Consider the following 22,781-nt stretch of genomic DNA (forward strand, 5'->3'; position numbering starts at 1 on the left):
TGTTTATTTTATAGATCTGCTTTAGATTTGTTGTATATTTTTTGGGGAGAGTTGCCGGAGTGGTTAACGGAGCAGTTTGCTAAACTGTCGGTATATTGTAAATACCGCGTGGGTTCGAATCCCACATTCTCCGCAACGGCGGGGTATAGCGTAGTTTGGTTATCGCGCCTGGTTTGGGACCAGGAGATCGTAGGTTCAAATCCTGCTACCCCGATACTATTAATATAGATCACGTGGCTCAAACGGACAGAGCAACTGCCTTCTAAGCAGTAGGTTACAGGTTCGAATCCTGTCGTGATCATTTCTTACCTTTCTTACCTTCTAACACTTCGTCTATCATCCCATACTCTTTAGCTTCTATAGAAGTCATCCAATAATCCCTATCTGAATCTTTTTCTATTTTTTCAATAGGTAATCCAGAATGTTTTGATATAATCTCATAAAGTTCTTGTTTCAATTTTAAAATTTCACGAACTGTGATTTCAATATCTGAAGCTTGACCTTGCGTTCCTCCTATAGGTTGATGAATCATAACTCTAGAATGTTTTAATGCAGATCTTTTATTTTTTTCTCCCGCACAAAGTAATACAGCTGACATGGAGGCAGCCATTCCAGTACAAATGGTTGCTACATCTGGTTCTACAATTTGCATTGTATCATATATACCTAATCCAGCATAAACATCTCCTCCTGGAGAATTAATGTATATTTGTATATCCTTCGTAGAATCTACAGATTGTAAAAACAATAGTTGAGCTTGTACTATATTGGATACTTGATCTTCTATTGCTGTTCCTAAAAAAATGACTCTGTCCATCATCAAACGAGAAAACACATCCATCTGAGCTACATTTAATTTTCTTTCTTCCACAATATAAGGAGTCATAAATTTAATATATTCATCAATTGTTAAACTACTAATTTTTTTATGTTTTATTGCATACAGCATAAACTCTTTTGAGTTTTTATGATAATTCATTTTTTTTATATTGAAACTTTCGTCAAAGTTACTTTCTTCCACATAAAATTTTAATAAAAAATATTGAAATTATAAACTTTTAATTTAAAAGTATTGATTTTGTACAAAAAATTAACAATACAAACAATTATCTATTCTATAGGATTCATATTTCCTAGAATTGTTAATTATGCTTTTTTAAAATTTTTTACTCTTTGTTTTAAAAGAGAAGAATTTTCTCTTTATACAGATATGTATGCATTGTCTTTTATGATCATAGGATTTCTTTCTTTTGGATTAGAAAACACTTATTTTAGATTTTTATATAAAAAAAATTATAATCAAGAAATTGTTTTTTCAACAGGAGTTATAATACAATTTCTTATAAGTTCTTTGTTTTTAATAATATCTATAAATATAGTAAAATATTTATCAGCCATTGCTGGATATGATAATCATCCAGAATATTTCTTGATGTTCTTTTTAATCATATTTTTTGATACAATTTGTATTCTTCCTATGGCTTGGTTTCGTGCTAATGATAAACCTTTACAATATTCTACAATAAATGTTACAAATATATTGATACAATCGTTTGTGATAATATATTTATTCTCTTGTTCTGATAAGATTTATCAAAAAACTTTCTTTTTTTTCATTTTTAAATGGGTAGACTCTTTTACCGATAAAATCGGTTATATATTTTTTGCAAATATGATCTCTTCTTTAATGAATTTATTTTTGATACTTCCTATTATTTTGAAAAAAGTAACTATAAAAAAGTTTAGCAAAATTCTTGCTGTAAACATGTTAAGTTATGGGATCCCTGTAATGTTAGGAACTGTCTCTTTTTCTATTAATGAAAATTTGGATAAAATTTTGATTAAAAGATGGGTTTCAGATGAAATTAATGGATCTTATTCGGCTTGCTATAAAATTGCGACTTTCATGAGTATATATATTAGAATTTTTAGATTAGGGATTGAACCTTTTTTTTTTAAAAAATCTAAAGATTCTGATGCTATATATTATTATGAAGAAATCACTTATATATTTGTTTTATTTGGATTAATTTTTTATGTACTAATATGTGGAAATATTAATATTTTTATGAAATTTTTAATTGATAAAAAATATCATACAGCTATTTCCATCATTCCTATAATAATGATGGGGAATATTTTTTTAGGAATTTACACTAATTTATCTATTTTTTACAAGATTATAGATAAACCTATTATTGGTACTTATATATCTTTAATCGGTGTATTAATTACTTTTTTATTTAATATTATTTTTATTATTATTTATAATAGTTTTATGATTCCTGCTTGGGGGACTTTGATCTCTTATGGATCTATGTTGGTAATTTTATACATTTGGGGAAAGAAACAGTTTTTTAAATTTTGTAATAAAAAAATAAGAAATATTATAATACATTTTTTATTTGCACTTTTTATTGTTTTTATGATGAAAAAAAAAGTGCTATTGAATTTATTTTTACAGTTTTTATATTTGATAACTATTTTTTTATTAGAAAAAAAAAGATTGATTAGTCTAATCAAATAAAAATAAGATTTTGTGTACAAAAATATGTAGATACACTTTGATCGCTAACATAAAAGAATCTATTTCTATTAAATTCTTGGAAAGAAAGTTAATTTCAACGGGTATTCTTATTAAAATTCCTAAAAATACTAGGTATTCTTTTTCTTTGATTAAAAAATTTATAGAATCTATTTGTATAATTCATCTCACAAAAAACATAAATAATAAAAAATATTCATTATATAATGAAATTCAAATAATTGTCATCAACATTTTTTTTAAAAATATGATAATTGAACCTAATGATAAATTAGTAATATTCGATATTATCGAAGGTGTTAAAATAAAATGGGAAAAATGTTCTATTCTAAGTAGAAGTATAAGAGGAAGTAATAGTTTTGGAAGTACTGGAATATAAAAAAAAACAAATGATATGAAAATTATAATACCAATGGCTGGAAAAGGGACACGTCTTCTTCCTCATACTTTAAATACTCCTAAACCACTGATATATGTTGCTGGAAAAACAATTTTAAGAAGATTAATGGAAAGTTTATCCAAACTTATTCAAGTTTTTTCTATACAAGAAATTGTTTTTATTATAGGAAGTTTCGGGGAGAAAGTAGAAAAACAATTAATTCAATTATCTCATGATATGAGTGTAAATCCAATTATATATTATCAAATCATTCCCCTTGGAACTGCTGATGCTTTGTTAAAAGCTAAAAAATCTTTAACAGGAGAACCTGTTATCGTTGCTTTTTCTGATTCTTTATTTTACCATAATTCTTTTGATAAAGAAATCACTCATGATAATATTATATGGACAAAAAAAGTTAAAAATCCTCATTTATTTGGTATCGTAAAATGTGATTCTTTAGGGAGAATCACTCATTTTATAGAAAAACCAAAGAATCATGTATCTAATCTTGCAATTGTAGGATTTTATTATTTTAATAATAGTTTGCTTTTAAAGGAAGAATTGCAGTTTCTATTTAATCATAATATTAAAAATGAACAAGAATATCAACTAACGTCTGTTTTGGAAAATATGAGAAAAAAAGGCGAGAAATTTATTAGCAAACAAGTTGAAGAGTGGATGGATTTTGGGGATCAAAAAAAAACTATTTCTTCAAATTCCAAACTACTATCTATGGAGTCCAAAAATTCAGAATTAATTCATAAAAAAGTTATTATAAAAAATAGTTTAATTATAAAACCTTGTTCAATAGGAAAAAGTACAAGTATTGAAAATAGTATTATAGGCCCTTATGTTTCAATAGGAAAATATTCAAAAATAAAAAATAGCAATATAAAAAAATCTTTAATTCAAAATTATACAATAGTTCAATATGCTAATTTGAAATATTCAATAATAGGAAATCATTCAATATATACAGGTGAAAAAACTAAAAAAGTAAGCTTGAGTGATTATTCTATTTTCAAATAGAATAAAATAATTTTTTATATTTAAAAAAAATTCCAATGGGGTTAATTTATATCTTTTCTGTGATACTTGGTACTTTTGGCACCACAGAAATCGTGGTGATAGTCATACTTGCCCTTTTATTATTTGGAGGAAAGAAAATTCCAGAATTAATGAAGGGATTGGGAACTGGTTTAAAAGAGTTCAAAAAAGCATCTGAAGAAAAAGATTCAGAATCAGAAACGGATAAAGAATAAAAATATTTCATATTTACGTTTGTTTATTAGTACTTTTTTTCTAAAATTTTAGAAATAAATCAAACTAATAAATAATGGGAACGACAACGATAAGAAATATTATGTTTTTTATGTTCATATTAAAAAGCCTGGCAATTCAATCAATATCAAAACCATTCTTAGAACAGAAAAACGTAATGAAAATGAACTTTTACAAAAATATTTATAACCCAAAATTAGAAGATATAAATAACATACATAATACAGAAAAATTATGGAAAAAAATGTTAGGAGGGAAGAAAAAATCCTTATCTGGAAAAAGATTGTCTTTTCACCCTCGTAATAATAATAAAAAAAACGCTGTCATTATCAATATCAACCCTGAAGAACTTAGATTAAGATTAAATTTTTTAAATCAAAAATCTAAAATTAAAATTTTAAAATATAATAGTCTTGTACATGCTTCTGTAGAAAGTTATCTTCGTATGAGTAAATATATAGGAAAAATTATTTCGTTGTCAGATTTTTACTTTCCTATGTTTGAAGAAAAACTTGAAAATTACCGACTTCCCAAAGAATTAAAATATTTAGCTATTATAGAATCCAACTTAAATCCAGTTGCTATTTCTAAAGCAGGAGCACGAGGAATTTGGCAGTTTATGCCAGAAACTGGAAAAATATATAATCTTAATATTAACAATATTTCTGATGATAGAAATGATCCTATTAAGTCTACGGAAGCAGCTTGTCGATACTTGAAATTTTTATATAAAAAAATAGGAAATTGGGAATTAGTTTTAGCGGCTTATAATGCAGGGCCTGGAATAGTAGATAAAATATTACAACGGCATAATAACCGGAAAAGCTTTTGGGAACTATGGGAGTTTTTCCCTAAAGAAACTCAGAATTATATTCCTAAATTTATTGCTATAAATTATATAATGAATTATTATAAGGAACATAATATTTCTATATATCATTCTTCTCCCTATAGATATAAATATACAGAAACTGTATTAATTCCTGTAAAAGAAAAAATTTCGCTGAAATTTTTTGCTTATAGTTTAAATCTTTCTTATCAAGATTTAATTCTTCTGAACCCGCAATATCTTGTAGATCTTATTCCTCCTGGGAATAAATTAAGATTCCCAAAAAATAAGATTTATCTTTTTAAAAAAAATTACAAAAATTAACTATTATATACAAATACATAATAAAACCATATTATGTATTATGAGTGATATTAATTTTTCAAAAAATTTATTCTCAAAGTTATGAACGAAAAAATTGAACAAAAAAGAAAATCTTTACAACTTCTTTTGGAAGAAATGGATAAAATATATGGGAAAGGAACTGTAATGCAAATGGGAAATTCCCATACAGAAAATTTAGAAATTGTATCTTCTGGATCTTTAAGTTTAGATATTGCTTTAGGAATAAAAGGGTTTCCAAAAGGTAGGATTATAGAAATATTTGGTCCTGAATCTTCTGGAAAAACTACTTTAGCTTTACATGCTATAACTCAATCGCAAAAATTAGGGGGGTTTGCTGGGTTCATAGATGCAGAACATGCTTTTGATCGTACTTATGCTAGAAAAATAGGAGTGAATGTAAAAGAATTAATAATATCTCAACCAGATAATGGAGAACAAGCACTTGAAATTGTTGATAATTTAATTAGATCTGGTGTTATTGATATAATAGTAGTTGATTCTGTAGCAGCTTTAACACCTAAAAGTGAAATAGAAGGAGAAATGGGTGATTCCAAAATTGGATTACAAGCAAGATTAATGTCTCAAGCTTTAAGAAAGCTAACTTCAAGTATAGGAAAATCTAAAAGCATACTTATATTTATTAATCAATTAAGAGAAAAAATAGGGGTTTATGGAAATCCAGAAGTAACAACTGGAGGAAATGCTTTGAAGTTTTATTCTTCAATACGATTAGATATAAGAAGAGGAAATCAAATCAAAAACGGAGAAAAGATATTAGGAAATAGAACAAAAGTGAAAGTAGTGAAAAATAAACTATCTCCTCCTTTTAGAACTGCAGAATTTGACATTATGTATGGAGAAGGGATTTCTAAAATTGGTGAAATATTGGATATAGGAGTAGATTTAGGAATTCTTAAAAAGAATTCATCTTGGTTTAGTTATGGAGATATCAAATTAGGTCAAGGAAGAGATTCTGTTAAAAAGTTCTTGAAAGAGAAAGAAAATATGATAGATGAAATACAAAAGAATATATACAAAAATATATGAAAATTACTTTTTTGGGGACCGGAACTTCTCAAGGAATCCCTGTAATTGGATCTAAACATCCGGTATGTTTATCTAAAAATTTAAAAGATAAAAGATTAAGATGCTCTGTTTTAATTGAAAAAGATAAAAAAAATTTTTTGATAGATTGTGGGCCAGACTTTCGTTATCAAATGTTAAGAAGCAATTATGAAAAATTGAATGCCATTTTTATGACACATGAACATCAAGATCATATAGGGGGATTAGACGATATAAGGCCAATTAATCATAATATGAATATGCCTATTTCTATTTATGGATTACGTAGAGTTATAGATAATTTAAAAAAAAGATTTTTTTATATTTTTTCTGAAAATAAAAAATCAAATGTTTCAAGGATTTTTTCGCATGAATTAGATGATTACAAAGATTTTTTTTTAGTAGAGAATTCAAAAATTTTTCCTTTGTCTATATGGCATGGAGATCTTCCTATTCTAGGGTTTCGTATAGGTAATTTTGCGTACATCACAGATGCTAGCACAATTCCTATTCAAACAATACAACAATTAAAAGGTATAAATGTTTTAGTCTTAAATGTATTAAGAAACGTATTAAAAAAAGTAGAAAAAAATCCTTTTCCTTTCATGCTCTCTGACACTTTGAATATCATTCAAAAAATTTCTCCTAAAAAAACTTATTTGACACATATTAGCCATACATTTGGATTTCACGAAGAAATTGAAACACAATTACCTAATAATGTATATCTAGCTTATGATGAACTAATTATATATGAATAAATAAAAAAAATACAAACAAGTAAATGCTAAAAACATTAAAAAAAATTCTTTTCTCCACAAAAATAACTTCTTTTTTATTCTTATTGTTAGCGTTATCTATGGCTACAGCTACTTTTATAGAAAAGAAGTATTCCACAAATGTGGCAAAAATATTTATTTATGAATCTACTTGGTTTGAAAGTATCATGTTGTTTATCATAATAAATTTAATGGGAAACATATATAAATATAAATTATGGACTTACAAAAAATTTCCTTTATTGATTTTTCATTTATCATTTATATTAATTTTTATCGGAGGAGTTTTTTCTAGATATTTTAGTTTTGAAGGGACGATGTCCATAAGGGAAGGAGAAACAAATGGAAAAATTATTTCTAGTAAAAATTACATAAAATTAAAAGTAAGTCAAGGATCTTACAATAGATTTTATCATGATCCTTATATCTTTTCTTCTTTTCACAAAGGATATCAGGGGAAATTTATTTTTAAAGATAACCCTTTAAAAATAAAAATTGTAGATTATATACCATGCGCAAAGATTATTTTCTCAAAAGAGAAACCTACAGAGAAAATCATAAGAATAGTTTCAACAAATCAAAAAGAAAGAACAGAACATTTTGTTAAAAGCGGAGAAGTTACAGACGTGAATGGTGTTTTATTTTCTTTTAATAAAAAAATTCCTTTTGGAATTATAATTTTTGAAAAGAACAATAAACTTTACATAAAGTCATCTTTTTATGGAAAAAGCATTAACATGACAAATCAAAAAATTAATTTTTTGTTAAAAGATAAACATAACATACTGAAGATAAAACATTTATATCAAATGATAATTGATAAAAATCATGAATTTATGCAATGGGTTATTCCTGAAGGAGTTGTAGAAGGAAAATTAAAATATGTAAAATCATGTAATAATTATGAAGAAAATAATCAATTAAGTGCTATTACGGCAAAAATTTTTTTCAAGAATCAATCCCAATTAGTAACATTTTTAGGAGGAGGAAATACAACAAGTATGAGTCCTCCTTTATTTTTTAAAGATTATAAAATATCCATTGGATATGGTTCAATTTTTTTTAATCTTCCTTTTTTTTTGAAATTGAATAAATTCAAAATAGAAAATTATCCAGGTTCTGAATTTCCATCTTCTTTTATGAGTCATATAACATTAATAGATAAAAGCAAGAAAAAAAATCATTTCATTTATATGAATCATGTTTTAAATTATAAAGGATTTAGATTTTTTCAGTCCGGATACGATCCAGATAGAAAAGGAACTCATTTTTCTGTTAATAATGATTATTTAGGAACATGTTTTTCCTATATAGGTTATATTCTTATGAGTATAGGAATGTTTTTAACCTTATTCTGGAAAGGAACTAGATTTAGTTATCTCAAAAAAAAATTGAAATATTTATCTTATAAAAACTATTCAATTTTATTGTTTATTATATTCTTCTTATTCAATCCCCAAAACTTGGGTTTTTCTCATGAATTCAAAAAAATTCCTTTAGAAAATCTATTTGATGGAATTCATATTCCAAAAAAACATAGTGAAAATTTTGGACGTTTATTAGTACAAGATTATAAAGGGAGAATTAAACCCATTAATACGATTGCGATTGAATTACTTAGAAAAATACACAAAAAAGATTCCATAGGAAGTTTAGACCCTAACCAATGGTTTATATCCATACATCAAGATAATATATTCTGGACAAAAATTCCTTTTATTAAAGTAGATAAAAAAGGAGGGGAAAAATTTTTAAAAAAAATAAAGGCAAATAGACAATTTTACGTTTCCCTTATTGATTTGTATTTCATAGATCCCAAAACTTCAAAGTTAAAATTCATTTTACAAGAAGACTATGAACAAGCTTTTTCCAAAAATCCTATTCAAAGAAATGAATACGATAAAGCTGTACTAAATATTAGTGAACGTGTGGGGATTATACATGAAATTTTTCAAGGAAAATATATTCGGATTTTTCCTATCCCTCATGATAAAAATAATACTTGGTCTAGTTGGATTTCAACTTCGAATAAATTGAATCCTTTAGGATTATCTATGTTTAATAATTATCTAAAATCTTTGTTATTATCTCAAAATGAAAAAAATTGGGACATCGCAGATAATGAAATTCAAAAAATACGATTACATCAACTAAAATATGCAAAATCTATTTTGCCTTCAGAAAATAAAATATCTGTAGAAATTCTTTATAATAAATTAAATATATTCTATGTCTTATCTTTTTTATATGCTTTTTTTGGGGTAATTATTATTATTCATTCTTTTTTTCTAATTTTTTTCCAAAAAAAATACATCCATTTTTTTTCTAAAATGTTTCTTTTCATTTTATTTATTTTGTTTATTTTAAATTTTTTAGGTTTAATTTCTAGATGGTATATTTCTGGACATGCACCATGGACTAACGGGTATGAATCTGTTATTTTCATTAGTTGGAGTTTAATCGGTATAGGTTTTTTATTCTATAAAAATAAATTTGTTTCAGGAATTACAACTTTAATCGCGTCCATTTTATTAATGGTAGCACATGGAAATGTTATGGATCCAGAGATAACCAATTTAGTTCCAGTTTTAAAATCACATTGGTTAATTATACATGTAGCAACAATAACATCAAGTTATGGTTTCTTTTTAACAGGAGCATTTTTGGGTTTTTTAGTATTGCTTTTTTTTATATTAAAAGCATGTTTTCGAAATTATAGTGACATAATTCATATACATATTGAAAAATTGACTATTATTAATGAAATATGTTTGACTATAGGGCTTTTTTTGTTAACCATAGGAACTTTTTTAGGTTCTGTTTGGGCCAATAATAGTTGGGGGCGTTATTGGAGCTGGGATCCTAAGGAAACTTGGGCTTTGATTAGCATAATGGTCTATGCTTTCGTATTACATATTCGTTTAATTCCATATTTAAAAAACATATTTTTTTTTAACTTTTCCAGCATATTATCAGTGAGTTCTATTTTAATGACTTATTTTGGAGTAAATTATTATTTGTCAGGGTTGCATTCTTATGCAAAAGGAGATCCTATTTTTATTCCTTATTGGATATATTATAGTTTGTTAGTTTTATTAATTATCACTATTTTATCTTATTATTCATTCAAATTTCATAAAACAAAAACATATAATAAATAAACAGTGAATTTTCATTTGTCTTTTTTTAAAAAACATTTAAGAAAAAAAGAAAGTACTCTATTCAGAGATGCATTTGGAAATTTGCATTTCATAAAACGTTTTTTAATTCTTACTCTGGGTTGTATTTCTTACAATCGTTATAATGGATTCAACCAGTTACATTTAGAAGGAACTGAATATATAAAAGATTTACCTGATAAAAAAGTTCTTTTTGTATCTAATCATCAAACTTATTTCGCGGATGTTTTTGCTATGTTTCATGTATTTTGTAGCGTAAAAAATGGTTTTATCAATAGCATTAAAAACCCTATTTATCTATTAAATCCTAAAGTTAATTTATATTATGTAGCGGAAAAGGAAACTATGAATCAAGGGTTTCTAACAAAATTATTCACTTATTCAGGTGGGATTACTGTAACAAGAACTTGGATAAAAAAGGAAAGAAAAGTTGATCGTTCCATAGATATAATATCTGAAATTAATCGTATGGGAATAGCTATTAATGATGGGTGGTTAATTACTTTTCCACAAGGAACAACTAAAGCTTTTGCTCCAGGACGAAGAGGAATCGTTCATGTAATCAGGAAGTATAATCCTATTGTTGTTCCTATTGTAATAGATGGATTTCAGAAAGCTTATGATAAAAAGGGAATTCGTATTAAGAAAAAAGGAGTTTTACAAAAAATGAAATTCAAAAAGCCAATCCAATTAGATTTAAAAAAAGATACAACAGATTTCATAATGGAAAAAATTATGGACGCTATAGAACAATCACAGAAATACAGATATACAGAAAAAATATAATGAAATATAAATTTATAAAAGACACTTTTCTCAATTTTTTTAAAAAAAAAGAACATAAAATCATTCCTTCCTATCCTATTTATTCAAAAAATGATCCTTCTCTTTTTTTTGTTAATGCGGGAATGAATCCTTTTAAAGACTATTTCTTGGGACATGTAAAACCTGAATATACTAGAATTGCGAATGTTCAAAAATGTCTTAGAATAACTGGAAAACATAATGATTTAGAAAATGTTGGATATGATAATTATCATCATACGATGTTCGAAATGTTAGGAAATTGGTCTTTTGGAGATTATTCTAGGAAAGAAACCATAGAATGGGCTTTAGAATTATTAATCGAAGTATATAATATTCCCAATAAAAATATTTATGTATCTGTTTTTTCTGGAGATCAAGAAGATAAACTATCTATGGATAAAGAAACTTTCAAATATTGGAGAACTTTAATTGATGAAAAAAATATTCTTTTTTTTGGAAAAAAAGATAACTTTTGGGAAATGGGATTAACAGGTCCTTGTGGCCCTTGTTCAGAGATTCATATAGATTTACGTAATGATAAAGAAAAACAAGTATTACCTGGGAAATATTTAATTAATAAAAAACATCCTGAAGTAATAGAGATTTGGAATCTTGTTTTTATAGAATTTATACGTAAATCGAATGGAACATTAGAAAAACTTTCTAAAAAACATGTAGATACAGGAATGGGACTGGAAAGATTATGTATGGTTTTACAAGGTAAAGTTTCTAGTTATGAAACTGATATTTTTTATCCTATTATTCAAGATATAAAAGATTATTTAGGAAATATTTATCATGAAAAGGATTTTGATCAAAAAGTGTCCTTACGGATTATAGCAGATCATTTAAGGGCTATTGTTTTTTCTATTTCAGATGGTCAATTACCGTCCAATAATGGAGCCGGTTATGTGATTAGAAAAATATTGAGGAGGTCTGTTGTTTGTGCAAGACGTTTTTTTAATCAAAAAGAACCTTTTATTTATAAATTTGTCAATTCTTTGGTAAGAGAAATGAAAAGTTCTTTCCCAGAATTGGAAAATAAAAAAAAATATATACAAGACATTATCAATGAAGAAGAATTATCTTTTTTAAATATTATTGAAATAGGGAGCAAAAAAGTTCAACATATAATTAATAAACATAAAGAAAAAAAAGAAAAAATTATTGATGGAAAAAAAATTTTCAAATTACACGATACTTATGGTTTTCCTATCAAATTATCTAAAATATTAGTTGAAAAAAGCAATTTATCTATTGATGAAAAATCATTTCAAAAAAAATTGTTAGAACAAAAAAAAAGATCAAAAAAAGAAAATAATTCAATGATAAAAAAAGATTGGATTAAAATCCATGATGATTTTCATGTCAACCAAAATTTCGTAGGATATAATTGTATGGAATGTGATATTTATATATTAAAATATAGAGAAGTAGAAAATAAATTAAAAAAAATTCATTATTATGAATTAGTTTTTTCTCAAACCCCTTTTTATCCTGAAGGTGGAGGTCAATTGGGTGATGTGGGTATTATAAAAAATAAATTTGAAAAAATTGATGTGTTAGATACTCAAATCGAAAATTCCATTATTATACATCATGTTAAAATATTGCCTTCAAATATTTTTTCTTCTTTTAAAGCCATCATAAATAAAAATAGAAGATCAAAAATAGAGAAAAATCATACTTCTACCCATTTATTACATTTTTCTTTAAAAAAAGTTTTAGGGGATCATATTCAACAAAAAGGATCTTATGTAGGAGACGATTATCTAAGATTTGATTTTTCTCATTATAAAAAAATAACTCATCAAGAGTTAAACAAAATAGAAAATCTTGTTCAAGAACTAATTTTTTATGATCTTTTATTGGAAATAAAAACGTTTCATTCTTTACAAGAAGCTAAAAAAAATATTTCTTTTAGTGGGATAAATGAAATATTTCAAGATAAATATAAACAAAAGGTTAGAGTTATTACTTTTGGGGAATCTTCCGAATTATGTATTGGAACACATGTTAAACGTACTGGATTAATTCATGTTTTTGAAATATTATCAGAATCTTCTATATCACATGGAATACGTAGAATTAAAGCCATAACTGATGAGAAAGCTGTTAAACATTTGAAATATATTCGTGATCAATATCAATCTTTGAAAAAGATAATGAAATGTCCAGAATCCCCCATAAAAAGTTTGTTAATTTTGAAAAAGTCTAATGAAAAATTAAAACAAGAAATATCAGAAGTAAATTTACAAAAAATAAAAATATTAAAAAAAGAATATTCTTTGAAAGCAATACAATTATCTTCTTCTATAAAATATATATGTGAAATTGATCCTCATGAAGAAAAAGAAATAAATATTATGAGAAAAGTAGTCTTAGACTTAAGACATGAGATAAATAATTTGTTTATAATTATAGGGTTTACAAAAAATAAAAAAGCGATTATTTTTATATCTATTTCTGATTTTGTAATCAAAAATAATAATGTTCATGCTCATAAGATTATATGTAATATGGCAGGTTATATACATGGAAAACATTGGGGGGACTCTTCTTTCGCTACAGCTATAGGATCTAGGAAAGAGGGGTTGAATTTAATTTTAAAAGATGCAATTGCGTATAAAGAATCATTAAAATCATAAATAAACTTTGATAGATATTTAAAATGCTTAAATTTGAAATAAAAACAATAAATAAATATATGAGTCTATGAATGATAGATATTCTTTTCTAAATGGCATTCATTTCAAAGATATAGAATTTCTATATAATAAATATAAAGAAAATCCCAATTCAATAGAATCAACTTGGAGTGCTTTTTTTCATGGATTTGATTTTGGAAAAGAAAATTATAAAAATGTTATAAAATCAAAAGATATACAAAAAGAATTTTTAGTATATGATTTAATTCATGCTTATAGAAAGAGAGGGCATTTTTTTGCAAATACAAATCCTATTCTACAAAAAATAAAAAAGCATATACCCTCTTTAGACTTGATAAATTTTGGATTATCTGAAAAAGAATTAGACAGATATTTTAATGTAGGAAAATTAATAGGGATAGGGAAAACTTCGTTAAGAAACATAATTAATCATTTAAAAAAGATCTATTGTCAATCTATAGGAATAGAATACATGTATATTTCTGATCCTGAAAAAATTAATTGGATTGAGAAATGGTTTTATAAAGAAAAATTGCAATTTTCTACAGAAGAAAAAAAATTTTTTTTGAAAAAATTAAATGAAGCTATTACTTTTGAAAATTTTATTCATACAAAATTTGTAGGTCAAAAAAGGTTTTCTATAGAAGGGAACGAATCCACATTGCCTGCATTAGAAGAAATGATAGAATATACATCTTACAGATATCTAACAGAAGAATTCATAATTGGAATGCCACACAGAGGCCGATTAAATATTCTTTCTAATTTTTTTCAAAAAAATTATTCTCAGATATTCATTGAATTTCAAGGAAAAGAATATAAAGAAAAAAATTTCTCTGGCGATGTTAAATATCATTTAGGGTTTTCTAATAAAAGAAAAACTCGCAAAGGTAGATATATTAAACTCAATTTAGTCCCTAACCCTTCTCATTTAGAATCTGTGTATGCTATTGTAGAAGGAATTACACGTGCAAAAATAGATATAACCTATAATCAAAATACTAATTCTGAAAAAATTATTCCTATTTTAATACATGGAGATGCATCTTTATCCGCTCAAGGAATTGTATATGAAGTCCTTCAATTATCTCAATTAAAAGGATACAAAACTGGAGGAACAATTCATATTGTAATTAATAATCAAATAGGATTTACCACAAATCCTAGTGAAGGGCGTTCCAGTATGTATTGTACTGATATAGCTAAAATACTTATGGTCCCAGTCTTGCATGTAAACGCTGATGATGTGGAATCTGTTATTCGGGCTATTTATTTTGCTATAGATTTTAGAATGCGTTATCACGAAGATATTTTTATAGATTTGTTGGGGTATAGAAAATATGGACATAATGAAGGGGATGAACCTAGATTTACACAGCCTTCTTTATATAAAGCTATTTCAAAACATACTAATTCTTATGAATTATATAAAATAAAATTGGAAAAAGAGAAAATTGTCAGTCATAATGATATAAAAAACATGGAAAAGGAATATGAAAATATTCTTAATGTGAAATATAATGATGCAAATAACATCAAATGGAATGTGTTGAATTCTTTTTTAGAAGAAGAATGGAAAGATACTCCTATCGTGTTTAATAATGAAGAAATCTTAAAAAAAGTAGATACACGATTTCCTATCGAAAAAATCATAAAAATATCCCATAAAATTTTTTCTCTCCCCAAAGAGAAGAAATTTTTTAGAAAAACGGAATTCATCTTTAAAAAAAGATTAGAAATGATAAAAAAAGAATTTGTGGATTGGAGTATGGCGGAACTATTAGCTTATGGGACACTTTTATATGAAGGATATCATATTCGTTTATCAGGAGAAGATGTAGCAAGAGGAACATTTTCTCAACGTCATGTTGTTATTAAAACAGAAAAAGAAGAAGAAATTATTCTTCTAAACAAAATTTTTGAAAAACAAGGAAAAATACAAGTTTTTAATTCTCCTCTTTCAGAATATGGAGCATTAGGCTTCGATTATGGATATGCCATGTGTTCTCCTCATGTATTAACTTTGTGGGAAGCTCAATTCGGAGATTTCGGAAACGGAGGACAAATCATAATAGATCAATACATTTCTTCTGGAGAAAGTAAATGGAAAATTAGAAATGGAATTGTATTATTACTTCCTCATGGATATGAGGGACAAGGGCCGGAACATTCTTCCGCACGTATTGAACGTTATTTACAACTTTGCGCAAATAATAATTTATTTGTAGTTAATTGTACCACCCCATCTAATTTCTATCATCTTATAAGAAGACAAATGAAATTAAAGTTCAGAAAACCTCTTATCGTTTTCACTCCTAAAAGTTTACTTAGAAATCCAAAATGTTTGTCCACAATAAAAGATCTTTCAACAGGAATATTTCAGGAGATATTAGATGATCCTTATGTGAAAAAGGCAAATAAAATCACAAAATTAATTTTTTGCTCTGGTAAAATATATTATGAATTACTGAACAAAAGGGAATCTATTCAAGATGAAAAAACGGCATTGATTCGGATAGAACAAATTTATCCATTGAAAATGGATGATATTAAAAAACTTATAGATAAATATGAAAATAAGAAAGAAATTTTTTGGGTGCAAGAAGAACCAGAAAATATGGGGTTATGGAGTTTTATTTTAAATAAATTAGGAGATATAATTTCATTTCATTTAATAGCTCCATCTGAAAGTTCTAGTCCATCTACAGGATCTTATCCTGATTTTTTAAGAATTCAAAATAAAATATTAAAAAAAGCTTTTTTTTAAAATATTTCAATTATGATAATACAGATCAAAGTTCCTTCTCCAGGAGAATCAATTACAGAGTTAGAAGTTTCCGCATGGCTTGTAAAAAACGGAGATTATGTTCATAAAGACCAAACAATAGGAGAAATAGATTCAGATAAAGCGACTTTAGAAATATCTGCAGAAGAAAATGGAATCATTACTTTAATGAAAGATAAAGGAGAAAAAGTAAGAGTTGGAGACGTTTTATGTATTATCGATTCTTCAAAAGAAAAAATAAAAGAACAACAAGAAAAAGTTATTCATGAACATAAAAATCCTGTAGAAAAAGATCCTACCCAAATTCCTTCTCCAGCTTCAAAAAAAATTTTAAATGAAAAAAACATTTCTATAGAATCTATCCAAGGAACTGGAAAACATGGAAGAATAACAAAAAAAGACTGTATTTATCATTTAGAAAAATTAGAAAAAAATGAAACATCTTTTATTTCTAATATGAACAGACCTATTTATAGATCTAAGACTAGCGCCCCTCTTTCTTCTTTAAGAAAAAAAATTGCTGAAAGGTTGGTTTATGCAAAAAATCAGACCGCTTCTCTCACCACATTTAATGAAGTAGACATGCGAGAGATTTTTATGATACGAAAAAAATATAAAGATCTTTTTAAGAAAAAACATGGAGTCAATTTGGGGTTTATGTCTTTTTTCACTCTTTCTTGTGTTAGAGCATTGCAACTTTATCCAGATATTAATGCTACGATTAGTGGAGAAGAAAAAATTAATTTTGAATATTGTGATATTAGTATTGCCATATCTGGACCTAAAGGATTAATGGTTCCTGTAATTAGAAATGCAGAACATTTATCATTTCGTGGAATAGAACAAGAAATATACAGGTTATCCACACGAGTTCATAATGGAACAATATCTATAGATGAAATGACGGGGGGGACTTTTACTATTACTAATGGAGGAGTTTTTGGGTCCATGCTATCAACTCCAATTATAAATCCCCCACAAAGCGCTATATTAGGAATGCATAAAATTATGGAGAGACCTGTAGTGGTTAATGGATCGATTGAAATCCGTCCTATAATGTACTTAGCTTTATCTTATGATCATAGAATCATTGATGGGAAAGAATCTGTAGGATTTCTAGTCTCTATAAAAGAATCCATTGAAAATCCTGTTCAATTCCTGATGGGGGGAAATGAAGGAAATATTTATAAAAAATTAGAATTGTAAAAATAAATATAGGATAAGATCCATATAAAAACAATAAAATTATTAGGAAAAATTTTTTGAATGAATTTATTCAATTAATATGAAAAAATTCCTGATGTTCGTTTATTTATATATATTAAAAATTTTTTCTAACATAAGGATTAGGTCTATTCATATTTCCTATATTCATTTTTTTCATTTGTATTTTTATGATTTGAATTTGGTTGTGTAATAGACCAGAAATATCCATTTTCTTTGCTTCTAACAGTAGAAATTCTGCTTTTTTTTTATTTCCTTTTGATAAGGCCGCTACTGCTAAATTGAGTTTTGCAATAGCTATATTTTGTTTAAATTTTAATCCTAAATCTAAAGCTTTCTGCATATAATTTTCTGATTGTAAAATATTATCCTCTGAATATAAAATTCCATTTAAAAAATAATAATAAGCCATTTGATTTTTAGTTAATTGTAATTTAGGGTTTTTAATGTGTCCTAAGTATTTCTTTAATCCTTTCATATCTTTTTTCCGTATTTTAAGAAAAGCTAATAATAAAAATTCATTTCTAAAAATAAAAAAAACAGGGATTAAACTTAATAAAAATAGTATATATCCATACGTATAATTTTTTATAACAAATAAAAAAATAGATACCAATAAAATGAATAAAAATAATGTAAATTTTGAATATTTACTCATGATTCATGTTTTTTTCAGAATAAATATGTTTTTCTTTAACCCAATTAATAAGATCTTGATAATTTGTATTACATAAAGTATGTTCAGATTCATATTCTTTATAAAAGAAAGAAAATATTTTTTTTTCTTTTAGAAATTTTAATCCTTTTTTTACCCAATCTATAGGAATTATCGGATCATATTTACCATGAGATATGAAAAATTCTAAATCGGTGCAATGATTTATTTTTTGTGGAAAAAGACTATTTTCTAAATATCCACTTAAAGCAATTACTTTTTTTATTTTATCAGAATTTTTTAACGCTATAGCATAGCTTAGAATAGCTCCTTGGCTAAAACCACATATCCATATTGGATTTTTTTTCAATTTATACTCTTTTATGGCTTCATGTATAAAAAATGATATTTTTTCAATAGTTTTTTTTGCTTGTGTTATATTAATAAATTTTTTTTCGTTATCAAAATCTATATCATACCAAGAGTATTTCCCCGTTTCAATAGGATAAAACCCTTGAATACTAATTATAAAAAAATCTTTTGGAAGATCTTTTTCTAAAAAAGAAAAAAGATCTTTTTCATTACTCCCATATCCATGTATCATTAAAAAGAGAGTCCTTTCTTTTACACTTACAGATTTTCTTATAATATGTTTAATTGAAAGTTTATTTTTCAAAAGCATAATATATTTTTATTTATCAATTTTGTGTATTTTCCCATTTTCTATTTTTAGTTTTTCATCAGCCATATTTGCTAACTGCAGATTATGAGTGACAATTAAAAAAGTTTGTTTAAATTGATGATTAAGTAAAGAAAAAAAATTGTGTAATTCTTCTGCATTTTTTTGATCCAAATTACCAGAAGGCTCATCCGCAAAAATAATTTTAGGATTGTTGATCAAAGCTCTTGCTACAGATAATCTCTGTTTTTGCCCTCCAGATAATTCTTCTATTTTGGAATTCTCATACTTATATAGGTTAAACTTTTTCAATAAATCTATAGCTTTTTTTTTAACATATTCTTTATTTTTTTTATTGATAAAACCTGGTAAACAAATATTTTCTAATACAGTAAATTCGGGTAGAAGTTGAGGTGTTTGAAATATAAAACCTATTTTTCTATTTCTTAAACTAGAAAGTTCTTCATCTGTCATAGATAATATTTCTTTCTTGTTTATTTTTAAAATAGTTTTTATTTTTTTGTTTATGGTTGGTTTGTCTAAAGTCCCTAAAATATGTAATAAAGTGCTTTTTCCAATTCCCGATTCCCCCAAAATACATACCATACTTCCTTCTTTCACCATTATATTTACTCCTTTTAAAATTTTGTTTTCTCCAAAAGACTTGTAAATATTTTTAGCCTGAATCATTTTTTCGTAAATTTAAATCTCTTCTTTTTAATTTAAAAAAAGAAATTAGAAAGCTAAAAAAAACGTCATAAAAATAAACGAATTTTAGTGAAAATTTAATTTAAAAATTATTTTACATGAATTTATATGAATACCAAGGTAGAGAAATATTGAGTTCTTTTTCAATCCAAGTTCCTTATGGAAGGCTTGCCTCTTCGCCTGAAGAAGCTGTAAAAGCTGCTGAAATTATTTTCAAAAAAACTAATAAAAATTCTTTAGTCATTAAAGCTCAAATTCATGCTGGAGGTAGAGGAAAAGCTGGTGGTATTCAGATAGCAAAAAGTTTAAATGAAGTTTATGAAAAATCAAAAAATATTTTAGGAAAATTTTTAGTTACTCCTCAAACTTCAAAAAAAGGAAAATTAGTTAAAAAAATTTTATTATCTGAAGATGTTTATTTTTATGAACCCCCTACAGAGTATTATTTGTCTATATTATTGAATCGTGATATAGAAAAAAATATGATTCTTTATTCTAGAGAAGGGGGGGTTAATATAGAAGAATTATCAAAAAAAAATACAGATAAAATCTGTATAGAAGTAATAGATCCGATATTAGGACTTCAATTTTTTCAAACAAGAAAAATAGGTTTTAATTTAGGAATTTATAATAATGAATCTATAAAAAATTTCAGTATTTTTCTTTTTTCGCTTTATAAAGCTTACATGACTTACGATGCTTTATTATTAGAGATTAATCCTCTCATAATAACATTTGATAATAAATTTGTTCCAGTTGATATCAAAATGGTTTTGGATAATAACGCTTTGTTTCGTCATAAAAAATATGATTTGATACAACATGATATAGAGGACATAGAAGGCATTGAAAAAGAAGCAATTGAATATAAGTTAAACTTTTTAAAATTGGAAGGAAATGTAGGATGTATGGTAAATGGGGCTGGATTGGCAATGGCTACTATGGATATGATTCAGTCTTGTGGTGGAGTCCCTGCTAATTTTCTAGATATAGGAGGTTCTGCTGATAGAGAACGTGTAGAAAAAGCTTTTTACTTGATATTAAAAGATAAATCTGTAAAAACAATATTGATTAATATATTTGGAGGAATTGTACGTTGTGATACAGTTGCAGAAGGAATTATAAATTTTTTTGATAAAATTTATCAGGATGTAGAGATCCCTGTAGTTGTTCGTTTACAAGGAACAAATGAAAAGGTGGCAAAAAAATTAATTATAAAAAGTTTATTACCGATTTATTTTACTGATACTTTGAAAGAAGCATCTGATAAAATTAAAGAAATTTTGCATCTAAAATAAGATTTATTTTATTTATGAATAACAAAGTTTTTTATGCGTGTGTTATCTGAAAAATATAAACCATTAAAATGGAATGAAGTAATAGGACAAAAAGATATAATTTTTGTTTTAAAAAAAGCAATACAAGAAAATCGTTTATCTAAAATTTTATTTTTTTTTGGACCAAAAGGAGTAGGAAAAAGTACATGTGCACGTATTTTATCAAATGAATTAAATTCTTTTTCAGGATTAGAAGATTTTTCTTTGAATCGATTTGAGATCGATGGTATTTTTAATAATTCATCAGAGTCCATTTATAGAATCATAAATCAATCTCGTTTTGTTCCTAGGACAGGGATGTATAATATATTTATTATTAATAATATACATATGTTTTCTCTGTGTTCGTTCAATGTTTTTATCAAATTTATAGAAGAGAAACATCCACATATATTATTTATTTTTTGTGGAGATGAAGAAAAAAAAATACCAAAATTGATTTTATCACGTTGTCAAGTTTATGAGTTTCAAGGACTTTCTACGAAAGAAATTTTTATACATTTGAAAATGATTGCGGAAAAAGAAGATATAGAAATAGAAAATGAAGCATTATTAATTTTGTCTAAACATGCAAAAGGATCTATTGGAAAAGCTATTTATTTATTTGAAAAATTGATTTTGTATAGTGAAACCAGTATATCCAAAGAATTTCTGATTCAGAAATTAGGAATCATTGACATTAAATATTATTTTAAGATAGTAGATTGCCTTTTAAATAAAAAAATGCATGAAATGTTTATTTTATTGGGTAAAATTTTACAAAAAAAAACTAATTATTATGATTTAATTATAGGATTAATTAAACATTTTAGAAATTTATTTTTATCCAAAAATAATGAAACCATTTCTATTCTAAAATTTAGAAAGGGAATAATATTCTCTTATATTACGCAATCAAAAAAAATTTCATATTTTTTTTTAATGAACGCTTTGAATATCTGTTTTAGACTAAAAAAAGAATATGAAAAAATTCATAAAAATCATCGATTAGTAATTGAAATCTATTTCATGCAATTATCATATTTATTTTATACTCATAATCATAATATGGAAAAAGAAATGGAAGAAAACAGGAATAAAAAAGATCTTTCTTTAAAGATGGAAAAAGAAATGGAAGAAAACAGGAATAAAAAAGATTATAAGGATGATGAAAAAATTGAACTTTTACAAAAAAATTGGATAAAATTCATACAAAAATTTTCAGATAAAATAAATCCTGTTCATTTATATTTTTTAAAAAATGAGACACGATTCCAAATGAAAAAAAATAAAATATTTTTTATAATTCCATATAAATTAGAAGATCGCAATATTTTGTTAATTCAAACATATTTTTTGAAGTTTTTTAAAGAAAAATTCAATGATCCATATTTAGAATTTGAAATTGTAAAAAAAAATTCAAATAGAATAAAACAATATAATTTATTATATAAGAAAAATAAATTAGTAGAAAGATTAGTAGAACGATTAAATTTAAAAATTTCTTCTTCTGAAATATAATTTGTAGAAATG

Annotated in this window: 18 protein-coding genes and 3 tRNA genes; 17 read left to right on the forward strand and 4 right to left on the reverse strand. The window is 25.4% G+C overall.

Features of this window, described 5'->3' with window-relative positions:
• Positions 1–45 precede the first annotated feature (45 nt).
• From H0H54_RS00145 to H0H54_RS00155, 3 genes are all read left to right on the forward strand, one after another.
• A tRNA-Ser gene (locus H0H54_RS00145) sits at positions 46–133 on the forward strand.
• Between the two features lie 6 nt (positions 134–139).
• Positions 140–214, forward strand: a tRNA-Pro gene (locus H0H54_RS00150).
• A gap of 13 nt (positions 215–227) precedes the next feature.
• Positions 228–301: transfer RNA gene (locus tag H0H54_RS00155), tRNA-Arg, on the forward strand.
• On the opposite strand, the gene clpP is transcribed toward H0H54_RS00155, so the two are convergent.
• Positions 299–979 carry an ATP-dependent Clp endopeptidase proteolytic subunit ClpP gene (clpP, locus tag H0H54_RS00160; RefSeq protein ID WP_185863277.1) on the reverse strand — a complete coding sequence of 227 codons (681 nt, stop codon included), beginning with the start codon at positions 977–979 and terminating at the stop codon, positions 299–301. The genes H0H54_RS00155 and clpP overlap by 3 nt on opposite strands.
• 99 nt (positions 980–1,078) lie before the next feature.
• Here clpP and H0H54_RS00165 point away from each other — a divergent pair, with 99 nt between their 5' ends.
• From H0H54_RS00165 to odhB, 12 genes are all read left to right on the forward strand, one after another.
• A complete protein-coding gene (locus H0H54_RS00165; RefSeq protein WP_394366891.1) occupies positions 1,079–2,527 on the forward strand; it encodes a lipopolysaccharide biosynthesis protein in 1,449 nt (482 codons plus the stop codon).
• Positions 2,528–2,564: 37 nt separating this feature from the next.
• A complete protein-coding gene (locus H0H54_RS00170) occupies positions 2,565–2,924 on the forward strand; it encodes a dCTP deaminase/dUTPase family protein (protein ID WP_238784777.1) in 360 nt (119 codons plus the stop codon).
• A 15-nt stretch (positions 2,925–2,939) separates the two neighbouring features.
• On the forward strand, positions 2,940–3,956 hold the full coding sequence (locus H0H54_RS00175) for a sugar phosphate nucleotidyltransferase (RefSeq protein WP_185863280.1): 1,017 nt from the start codon (positions 2,940–2,942) through the stop codon (positions 3,954–3,956).
• Between the two features lie 35 nt (positions 3,957–3,991).
• Positions 3,992–4,189: a Sec-independent protein translocase subunit TatA/TatB gene (locus H0H54_RS00180; RefSeq protein ID WP_185863281.1), complete on the forward strand. Its 198-nt coding sequence runs from the start codon at positions 3,992–3,994 to the stop codon at positions 4,187–4,189.
• A 110-nt stretch (positions 4,190–4,299) separates the two neighbouring features.
• A complete protein-coding gene (locus tag H0H54_RS00185; RefSeq protein ID WP_238784778.1) occupies positions 4,300–5,361 on the forward strand; it encodes a lytic transglycosylase domain-containing protein in 1,062 nt (353 codons plus the stop codon).
• 81 nt (positions 5,362–5,442) lie between these two features.
• Entirely contained in the window at positions 5,443–6,429 is a 987-nt protein-coding gene (gene recA, locus H0H54_RS00190) for a recombinase RecA (protein ID WP_185863283.1), read from the forward strand.
• Positions 6,426–7,208, forward strand: a complete 783-nt coding sequence (locus H0H54_RS00195; protein WP_185863284.1) for an MBL fold metallo-hydrolase — start codon at positions 6,426–6,428, stop codon at positions 7,206–7,208. The genes recA and H0H54_RS00195 overlap by 4 nt, the downstream gene beginning before the upstream one ends.
• A 23-nt stretch (positions 7,209–7,231) precedes the next feature.
• Positions 7,232–10,387 (forward strand): cytochrome c biogenesis protein, encoded by a 3,156-nt coding sequence (ccsA, locus tag H0H54_RS00200; RefSeq protein ID WP_185863285.1) that lies wholly within the window; start codon positions 7,232–7,234, stop codon positions 10,385–10,387.
• A gap of 3 nt (positions 10,388–10,390) precedes the next feature.
• On the forward strand, positions 10,391–11,191 hold the full coding sequence (locus H0H54_RS00205) for a lysophospholipid acyltransferase family protein (RefSeq protein ID WP_238784779.1): 801 nt from the start codon (positions 10,391–10,393) through the stop codon (positions 11,189–11,191).
• On the forward strand, positions 11,191–13,860 hold the full coding sequence (gene alaS, locus H0H54_RS00210; protein WP_185863286.1) for an alanine--tRNA ligase: 2,670 nt from the start codon (positions 11,191–11,193) through the stop codon (positions 13,858–13,860). The genes H0H54_RS00205 and alaS overlap by 1 nt, the downstream gene beginning before the upstream one ends.
• 67 nt (positions 13,861–13,927) lie before the next feature.
• The gene (locus H0H54_RS00215) at positions 13,928–16,648 is read left to right on the forward strand and encodes a 2-oxoglutarate dehydrogenase E1 component (RefSeq protein WP_185863287.1); all 2,721 of its coding nucleotides are present in this window, start codon (positions 13,928–13,930) and stop codon (positions 16,646–16,648) included.
• 12 nt (positions 16,649–16,660) lie between these two features.
• On the forward strand, positions 16,661–17,872 hold the full coding sequence (gene odhB, locus H0H54_RS00220; protein WP_185863288.1) for a 2-oxoglutarate dehydrogenase complex dihydrolipoyllysine-residue succinyltransferase: 1,212 nt from the start codon (positions 16,661–16,663) through the stop codon (positions 17,870–17,872).
• Positions 17,873–17,987: 115 nt separating this feature from the next.
• Here the strand turns inward: odhB and H0H54_RS00225 are convergent, their stop codons facing one another.
• Genes H0H54_RS00225 through H0H54_RS00235 form a run of 3 tightly spaced genes read right to left on the reverse strand, consistent with a single transcriptional unit; the run spans position 17,988 to position 19,914 of the window.
• Complete coding sequence (locus H0H54_RS00225) at positions 17,988–18,548, reverse strand: hypothetical protein (protein WP_185863289.1); 561 nt, start codon at positions 18,546–18,548, stop codon at positions 17,988–17,990.
• Complete coding sequence (locus H0H54_RS00230) at positions 18,541–19,227, reverse strand: alpha/beta hydrolase (protein ID WP_185863290.1); 687 nt, start codon at positions 19,225–19,227, stop codon at positions 18,541–18,543. The genes H0H54_RS00225 and H0H54_RS00230 overlap by 8 nt, the downstream gene beginning before the upstream one ends.
• Positions 19,228–19,236: 9 nt before the next feature.
• Positions 19,237–19,914 carry an ABC transporter ATP-binding protein gene (locus tag H0H54_RS00235; protein WP_185863291.1) on the reverse strand — a complete coding sequence of 226 codons (678 nt, stop codon included), beginning with the start codon at positions 19,912–19,914 and terminating at the stop codon, positions 19,237–19,239.
• A gap of 116 nt (positions 19,915–20,030) precedes the next feature.
• Here H0H54_RS00235 and sucC point away from each other — a divergent pair, with 116 nt between their 5' ends.
• Positions 20,031–21,230 carry an ADP-forming succinate--CoA ligase subunit beta gene (gene sucC, locus H0H54_RS00240; protein ID WP_185863292.1) on the forward strand — a complete coding sequence of 400 codons (1,200 nt, stop codon included), beginning with the start codon at positions 20,031–20,033 and terminating at the stop codon, positions 21,228–21,230.
• 33 nt (positions 21,231–21,263) lie between these two features.
• Positions 21,264–22,769 carry an AAA family ATPase gene (locus H0H54_RS00245; RefSeq protein ID WP_185863293.1) on the forward strand — a complete coding sequence of 502 codons (1,506 nt, stop codon included), beginning with the start codon at positions 21,264–21,266 and terminating at the stop codon, positions 22,767–22,769.
• Positions 22,770–22,781: the final 12 nt, after the last annotated feature.

It is taken from the genome of Blattabacterium cuenoti (genome assembly GCF_014251815.1).
GTDB classification, from domain to species: Bacteria; Bacteroidota; Bacteroidia; order Flavobacteriales; family Blattabacteriaceae; genus Blattabacterium; species Blattabacterium cuenoti_E.